Origin of the sequence: Faecalibacterium sp. OM04-11BH, assembly GCF_003482185.1 — a bacterium.
Classification (GTDB): Bacteria; Bacillota; Clostridia; order Oscillospirales; family Ruminococcaceae; genus Faecalibacterium; species Faecalibacterium tardum.
This window is the reverse complement of sequence record NZ_QULS01000031.1, coordinates 1-7,620: the sequence shown is the minus strand read 5'-3', so window position 1 is coordinate 7,620 and position 7,620 is coordinate 1. Positions and strand designations below refer to the sequence as shown.

At 42.6% G+C, this 7,620-nt stretch carries 8 protein-coding genes; all 8 read right to left on the bottom strand.

All coding sequences use genetic code 11. The features are described from left to right. Positions 1 to 156: 156 nt before the first annotated feature. The 8 genes from DXB44_RS14015 to glmM all read right to left on the bottom strand — a co-directional run bounded on the left by DXB44_RS14015 (position 157) and on the right by glmM (position 7,503). On the bottom strand, positions 157 to 504 hold the full coding sequence (locus DXB44_RS14015; protein WP_118659082.1) for a hypothetical protein: 348 nt from the start codon (positions 502 to 504) through the stop codon (positions 157 to 159). Positions 505 to 578: 74 nt separating this feature from the next. Continuing rightward, positions 579 to 1,082 carry a hypothetical protein gene (locus tag DXB44_RS14010; RefSeq protein ID WP_118659081.1) on the bottom strand — a complete coding sequence of 168 codons (504 nt, stop codon included), beginning with the start codon at positions 1,080 to 1,082 and terminating at the stop codon, positions 579 to 581. 17 nt (positions 1,083 to 1,099) lie between these two features. Further along, positions 1,100 to 1,537, bottom strand: coding sequence for a hypothetical protein (locus DXB44_RS14005; RefSeq protein WP_118659080.1), 438 nt, complete (start codon positions 1,535 to 1,537; stop codon positions 1,100 to 1,102). 490 nt (positions 1,538 to 2,027) lie between these two features. Then, positions 2,028 to 2,600 (bottom strand): hypothetical protein, encoded by a 573-nt coding sequence (locus DXB44_RS14000; RefSeq protein ID WP_118659079.1) that lies wholly within the window; start codon positions 2,598 to 2,600, stop codon positions 2,028 to 2,030. A 13-nt stretch (positions 2,601 to 2,613) separates the two neighbouring features. Further along, on the bottom strand, positions 2,614 to 3,549 hold the full coding sequence (locus DXB44_RS13995; protein ID WP_118659078.1) for an AAA family ATPase: 936 nt from the start codon (positions 3,547 to 3,549) through the stop codon (positions 2,614 to 2,616). 2 nt (positions 3,550 to 3,551) lie between these two features. Beyond that, on the bottom strand, positions 3,552 to 3,902 hold the full coding sequence (locus DXB44_RS13990; protein ID WP_118659077.1) for a hypothetical protein: 351 nt from the start codon (positions 3,900 to 3,902) through the stop codon (positions 3,552 to 3,554). A 20-nt stretch (positions 3,903 to 3,922) separates the two neighbouring features. Beyond that, positions 3,923 to 6,121, bottom strand: a complete 2,199-nt coding sequence (locus DXB44_RS13985) for a VanZ family protein (RefSeq protein ID WP_118659076.1) — start codon at positions 6,119 to 6,121, stop codon at positions 3,923 to 3,925. Next, positions 6,118 to 7,503 carry a phosphoglucosamine mutase gene (gene glmM, locus DXB44_RS13980; protein WP_118659075.1) on the bottom strand — a complete coding sequence of 462 codons (1,386 nt, stop codon included), beginning with the start codon at positions 7,501 to 7,503 and terminating at the stop codon, positions 6,118 to 6,120. Before glmM ends, DXB44_RS13985 begins: the two co-directional genes overlap by 4 nt. Between the last annotated feature and the right edge of the window lie 117 nt (positions 7,504 to 7,620).

Genomic DNA, 7,620 nt, shown 5'->3' with positions numbered 1-7,620 from the left:
TTTCTCTGTCTTTGGTTGCAATTACTTTTTCATTTTAGGGCGCGCGTGTATCACCCACTAATTCTCACCTCATTTTTATTTACGTCACAAACTATATATCGTACTCAAGAATACGCCGTGTGAACTTTTGGCGTTCAGTCCACACGGCATATTACTTTATTTCAGCTTTTCGAGAATCTCATCCGCCGTCATACCGGATGCCAGCAGTTTCTTCAGCACAGCCTCAGCCTCAACCTTCTTAGCAGCTTCGGCGGCCTTCGCCTCAGCAGCTGCCTTCTTGGCCTCCAGCTTTGCGATTTCTTTTTCGGTCTGCTTAATCTCCGCCTTCTGCGGCTTTAAACTTTCACGCAGAGACTTGATGTCCTTCTTCAGCTCTTCGATATGGGCGACAGTCTTGGAAAGACCTTCTTCGAGCATTGCCTTGTCTTTCTGCAACTTTGCGATCTGTGCATCAAGGTCGGTAGATGCGGCAATGCGGTTCTTGCTTCCTTTGGTTCTGGGCATAGGATTATACCTCCGATAAGATTATGTAAGATTTAGGGTTAGTATAGCACTGCGGAAATAGGATGACAATACACTCATGAAGCAAATGGTATTGTTTTTCCAATATGTCGATAAAGTTCCTCTTCGTGTACGACCTCTGCCTTTTCATCGAGATTAATTAGTTTAACCCACTGTAAAAGCCCTTTGTCAGTCAGCTTAAATCGAATAATTCCATACCTTTTCTGTGAGCCACATTGGTTATATAAGGCACACTTACTTCTTACTTCATTTGTCTTTAATTCCTTGCCAGCGGAGTCATTGTATAGTTGAATTACTGCGGTATCACTTGAAATCTCTGGTTGCCACTTTTGGACACCATAGCTGACCTTTTTTATCACCATGCCTGGAATCAAAGTATCCTCTTGAAATCCAGCATACACTTTAGCAGTATTCGAATGATGACGACCAGACATATATTGGGCATCATACAAGTTAGGAAACATATATCGTTCCAGCGCATTGGCTTTCTGAATACACCGGCATTGCTCCTTCAGGATGTCAATGATTGCATTCTTCTGGTCATCGTTTAAAAGGCTCATCATCCTACTCCAAAGTTTTAATCTTCTTTGGTATCTAATTTAGCACTATATATACCTTCATTATGCAGGATCATCGGAACGTCATAAAACGTCAATTCACCCGTGCCCGCTCCATCTGGAATATAGTCTTCAATTCTCTCCAGTGCAAATTCACCAATTTTCACTTCACAAGGATAAAAGTAACTTTCATTTACTTTAGAAGCCACACCGTTCAGTTTAGCAGAAAAGAAATTGCTCCCCATCAATTTTTCGTAATCATCTTGAAGGATAGTGAATTTCCTTATGTAAACGCGCTGCGCACTCCGAGTCAAGCAGTGGTCATCAATAATCTGCTTTAATGCATGTTCCAGTGCATTATTATCAACTTCAACATCCTCAACTTTAATTACCGCACCAGACTGCAGTGCATCAAATTCACAGGTAAAACAATTAAATTGTTTAATGGATACATCCATGTTATTCACCTATTTATAAAGTGCCAGCCTTTGCATCTTAGCCACATTCCCATGTGTTGCCTACCGCCCACCGCGTAGAGGTGTGCAAAGTTTCGAGCGGCAAAGCTGTGAGCATCCGTGGAGGATAACTCTCACAGCCCAAATATACACTATATAGAATCTGTTTTCAAGGATGACGGAAAAAATTGGACATATATACATCCAAGTGTCCGTGTTAATCATCTATGCTTTAAGGTGATTATAAATGAAGCTTACTTTCAAAAGATTCCGCCATCAAAATTCCGATGATGTCTGGGAGGACATCCCGGAGAAGCGTTCTCTTGCCCACACAATCCTTGATTTGCTGTTCTTCCCTACATACCGCTTGCCGCGAACCGTGAACACAGTCCGAATCTACAATGACCGGAACTGCTTCTCAGTTTGCCCATGTTGCAGGAAAGTCATCGAGTACGTATACGATTTCTATAACCCCCTAAATATGAGTTTCCGCTTAGAGTCTAAATTTCACATTCAGTAACCCATCTAATCCCTGAAATGCTGCTGTAATTTCATTTGAAAACTCAGTATCTTGTACTATCTCATCATCACATAAGCTTTCTCTGTGCCCCATATATTTCCGCGCCGCATCATGTATAGCGTCAGTTTTTCTATATTTCTCATTATATACAAATGAACACTCAACTTTTTTAACCTTGTATTTACGCTTCGTCCTATTCACATAAACCTTTACCGCATCATATAATGTTTTATCTAACTGTGAGGACAAATTTTTTGAAGTGTCTATGTTAGAGTAAAGTACTTTCCCCTCATCGGTTCTTGCAAGAAATTCAAATCTCTTCCAATCAATGTCGAAGATTATTTGCCCACAAACATGTTTTGGCGCGTCATAAAAGCTCACAATAATCTGCTGTATAACATCTCGATCAACAATACCTTTCCTCAAATCACTTTCTATTGAAATGCCACATGCTTTTGTAAGTTCATCTAATACTCCGGCCAGAATATTTAATCGGATTTTGACATTTACTTTGACATCCATCTTAGGCGGTAACAAATCTATCATTCGATACACCCCACTATATAATTGGCTTTATCCTTTTTTCTGCCAACTCACATAATTCCTGAAAGTTCAGTCGTTGTAAAGAAGACATCTTGCAATCTAATTTTCGGATTACTTCTATATTTAAAGATGTCTTATTTTCTATCATTTCCCAAACATATCTTTTTCTCAAATCATTTTTCAGCTGCGAAAAATCAGAAATTGTTCCTCTTCTAAATATACTACAAAACTGAACAAATTCATCTTCATTCATCTTTACAAATGGATCTAGTATGCTCTGAATGATGACGGATTTTAGCTTAATGTCTGGTTCCCACCGATACATATCAGCTCTACCCGATCTAAGAAGTGGTGCATATACAGTTGAAAAATCGTTTCCAGTCATAATAATAGGTATTCTTTTGTCATCAGAGCAATCGGCCAAATTCATCATGCGACCTGTTAAAAGGTTAGAATTAATAGTCTTTTCAGTTCTTGAATCTTGATTAATTGCGCCCATATGGAAATCATCAATAAGAATCGCGATACAATATCCCCTTTTACCTCTTTGCACAGCATAATTATAAACGTCGTTCAGAATTTTTACCGAATCACCCTCATGTGATCCAGAAATTTCCGATGCAGAAACATATAAAACCTCAATATTATGTTGTGTTAAAACCGCAATAGTTTGAGATGTTTTTCCCTCTCCTGCCGGTCCTTCAATCGCTAGGTACAACGGTGGAACAAAACATTCGTTCAGAGTCATATATTGTGACACCACATGAACAAGAACTTTTTCTTTGAATTCTTTTGGTACCATCATAGTCGAATAGTACCAGTTATTCGATGGGGTAATTAATGAACAGCACTCTGGGCAGTCCATGGTATTATCGGTTCCTGAAGTTCCGTTTACAGATGAACTCGACTTTTTCCCCATCAAAGGAGTTAGGCTATCATTAAAAAATCCCATGTTTATTTTCCCTTTCTAGTAATTGAAATCTCATCATCACTTCGATCAGCACCTATAAATGTAGCTAGTCCCTCCGCAAAAGCGTCATCTGATTTTTCCTTTTCCAATTTATCAAGGCTTGGAATAAAAGAATTATGTATATAATCCTGAGAGTTATATTTTTGTTGTTCAACAGTTGTTCTTGGGGTTGGAATATTTATTGTTTCACTGTCACCTTTATTATTGTTCTCACTATTTGTATCCTTTTTTATCAAAGAAAAAACGCCCGTAATAATCGCCACTACGATTGCCGCCACAGCACTAATAACAGCGACTTTAATTTGAATATCTAAGTTATTCCATACATTAATCATTTTCATGTTCCTTTAGCGGGTCAAGTCATCTTCTTGATCAGTTCTTTACAATCATCCAATGCATCAATAATCTTTGGATATGCTTCAGAAGCGAAATCCAAATACTTCTGATCAACGATCTCGCCATGTACGCCTCTATTAGCTATCCTCACCACCTGAATTAACAAATCTATACATTTCGGATCAAGGACGCCCTGCTGGCTCAAGTAGTAGGCCGACTGAACAAGCGAAATATGATTTTTACCGTTATATCCAATCAAATCCATAGCATCGTTTAATTTCGCTTCAATTCCATACCGCATTTTAAACAATTCGAGATTTTGCGCTGGGATGTTTACTTTATCCTGTTTCTCTGTCTTCTTATTCGTATTTTGCTCATTTAGTAAATGGATTTCCTTAATTAAATTATCCATTCTTTCTTCAGAAGGCAAAGAGCCACCGGTAATTGTGAACTGCGGCGCTACACTGTTCGAGATTTGGATTTGCGATACAAGTTGCTGGAGATTGTTGAGACTTGCTTTTACTTCCTCATTGCTTTTTTCTACGGCTTTTTTGACCTCTTTTTTAACCTTTACGCCCAGAAATTCCAGCTCTGAAAAAAGTGGGAGAGCCAAAAGAATAACCCAAATGATAAACACCGTACTAAGCATACTTGCATCATCCAGTTTTTTAATTGCAAATCTATTGATTACCAAATAAATCGTGCTTATCGCCAGGAGAAAAATATACCAGAGTTTTTCCTTTAAAAAGGAAAGTAGCTTTTGCCACAACTTTATTTCTTCGTTCTTTTTCTCCTTGGTCTTTTGTCCATCCATACTGAATTTCCTCCGGCTCAGCCACGCCCATGCTGTCAGCACACCGATCCATCCACCCATCGTATTACCGAACACATCATCGAACTCTGCGATGCCAAGTCCCGTAATATACTGGGTCGTTTCGATTGCCACAGACATCAAAAATGGAACAAGTAGCACCCACTTCTTCTGTATTATCCTGTATAAACCTGCTCCTAATGGTGCGAAAAGCCAGATGTTGTTGATAACTCCAACTCTCACAGCTTGCTCCGTCAGAAAACGATCCGCATAAGAAAACAAAACAAAGTTCGTCCTTGCATCCCCTGTCTCGCGGAACATCAGTGTTTCATAAAGGATGAATACTACATACGCAGCCGTCAAAAAGACACTCATTTTCTTCGGCAGCAACAGTATCAGCAAACAGATAACACATCCAGAAATGACAACCATAAACGGAAATCCGTTCAGGATATTGTCCACACACAGCATGACATAACCGTTTTTGTCAAGCAGCAGATTCACCTTTCCGCTTCGCTTGATGCCATGCTGCCCTTTGGACAGGACCATTGGATTGCCATCTGCATCGAAATACATATCAGTGTCCGCTGTACCATCCCGGTGGTAAGTACGCTTCATAACCGTATAACCAGCATTCGTTGGTGTTGGATTACCGTCTGCGCCGAGATAGGTTATCTGGCTGATACGACCTTGCTCATCTCGCTGATATAGCTCGCCATACTGGCCAAGAGAAGATTTTACAGGTTTTCCTTCTGTGTCAAAGTATCGTTCGCCAATAACGGTTCCTTCCGAATCACGCAGATATGTCTTGACAGCATAACCAGATGTGCAGATGACGGGCTGTCTATTTTCATCGAGATAAGTAATAGCGCAATTTAGTCCTTGTTCATCATACTCCCGGTGCAAACCGTAATAGCCGCCTGTGCATTGGACCGGCTGCATATTAAGGTCGTAGTAGAAATCGTCCGTTGCTTTTCCTTCCACCAGTGTTCTCACAACGGCGGAATAACCGGAACTAAGCATCATTGGTTTCTTATCTGCACCAAGATACCTGATTACAGTATCACCATCGTTATACTCATACGCGATGCCACAGTAATCGCCATACCGTTCCACTGGGTTTCCAGCAGCATCGAGGTAAAACTCTTCTATGACTTGTCCTGCCGAATCCCGTGTTCTCTGTACAGTTGCATAGCCCATGTCAATAGCATCTGTGACAGTGCCCTCAGAGTTCACATAACTCGTGGTAGTCGCATTTTTCTCTACGGTCTCCTTCACTTCAAGTTCCGAAGACGTGAAACCGAATTCATGATCAACGGCAGCATCTGGCAGTAAAAACAGGATTGAAGCCAGAATGAAGGCAAGTAATAGCGCGTGAACGCTTTTTTGTTTCAGGTTTGCACTCAAACTCCGTAGCCTCTGCTCTTAATGGTCTCCACGACCTGAGACACATATTTCTGGCAGGTGTCGTGGTCAGGAGCTTCCACCATCACACGCACAACAGGCTCCGTACCAGATTCACGGACAAGGATACGGCCAGTGTCACCCAGTGCCTCGGCCACAGCCTTGACGGCTGCCTGCACTGCTTCATCATCCTGTGCAGCTTTCTTGTCGGTCACACGGACATTCTCCAGAACCTGCGGGTAGATCTTCAGGGGATCAGCCAGCTTACTCATAGGCATCTTCTTCGCCAGCATGACTTCCATCATCTTCAGGCTAGTCAGGATACCATCACCAGTGCTAGCGTACTTGGAGAAGATGATATGACCACTCTGCTCGCCACCAATACGGCAGCCGTTCTTAGCCATATACTCGTAAACATACTTGTCGCCCACAGCGGTCTTAGCGTAACCAATGCCCTTCTCATCAAAAGCCTTGTACAGACCAAAGTTGGACATGACCGTGGTAACGACGGTATTGGTCAGCAGCTTGCCACGCTCCTTCATGTAGCAGCCGTAGATGTACAGAATATGGTCGCCAGTGATGACATTGCCCTTTTCATCCACACACAGGCAACGGTCAGCATCGCCGTCATAGGCAAAACCGATGTCCAGCCCCTTCTCTACCACGAACTTCTGCAAGCCCTCGATGTGGGTGGAACCTGCATTGTTGTTGATATTCGTACCGTTGGGCTGTGCATTGATGACGTAGGTGTCTGCGCCCAGCGCATCAAATACAGACTTAGCAATGTTCCAACTAGAGCCGTTGGCGCAGTCCAGACCAACCTTGACACCCTTGAAGGAGTAGATACCGAGGCTGATCAGGTAGCCCATATAACGGTTGCGGCCAGACACATAGTCCACCGTGCAACCAATGTGTTCCCGGTGAGCGAAAGGCAGCTCCGGCCAGTCCTTCTCGAACACATGGAGCTTTCCGTCAATGTAATCCTCGACTAACAGCAAGATCTCCTCCGGCATCTTCTCGCCGTAGCAGTCAATCAGCTTGATACCGTTGTCATAATAGGGGTTGTGGCTGGCAGAGATCATAATGCCGCAATCAAAGTCATCCACACGGGCAATATAGGCCACGGAAGGGGTGGTAGTGACGTGCAGCAAGTAGGCGTCTGCACCGGAAGCGGTCAGACCAGCCACCAGACTATACTCGAACATATAAGAGCTACGGCGGGTGTCTTTACCGATTACAATGCGTGCAGGCTCGTTGTTGCCGTTGCGTTCACGCAGGGCATTATAGTACCAGCCTAAGAAGCGGCCTACCTTATAGGCATGATCTGCGGTCAGAGTGATTCCAGCTTCCCCGCGGAAGCCATCGGTACCAAAATACTTTCCCATTATAGTTTTTTCCTCATCCAAAGAGTGAATTGACAATCATATGCTTTAGCCGGATAGAGATCCGTTGCCTACTGCCCACCACGGAGAGGTAGCATATATGAGCAGCACAGCCATGTG

Excerpts from the sequence above, each read along its gene's own strand:
- DXB44_RS13995 (WP_118659078.1), bottom strand. The coding sequence starts at position 3,549 with ATGGGATTTTTTAATGATAGCCTAACTCCTTTGATGGGGAAAAAGTCG.
- glmM (WP_118659075.1), bottom strand. The coding sequence starts at position 7,503 with ATGGGAAAGTATTTTGGTACCGATGGCTTCCGCGGGGAAGCTGGAATC.
- DXB44_RS14015 (WP_118659082.1), bottom strand. The coding sequence starts at position 504 with ATGCCCAGAACCAAAGGAAGCAAGAACCGCATTGCCGCATCTACCGAC.
- DXB44_RS13990 (WP_118659077.1), bottom strand. The coding sequence starts at position 3,902 with ATGATTAATGTATGGAATAACTTAGATATTCAAATTAAAGTCGCTGTT.
- DXB44_RS14000 (WP_118659079.1), bottom strand. The coding sequence starts at position 2,600 with ATGATAGATTTGTTACCGCCTAAGATGGATGTCAAAGTAAATGTCAAA.
- DXB44_RS14005 (WP_118659080.1), bottom strand. The coding sequence starts at position 1,537 with ATGGATGTATCCATTAAACAATTTAATTGTTTTACCTGTGAATTTGAT.
- DXB44_RS14010 (WP_118659081.1), bottom strand. The coding sequence starts at position 1,082 with ATGAGCCTTTTAAACGATGACCAGAAGAATGCAATCATTGACATCCTG.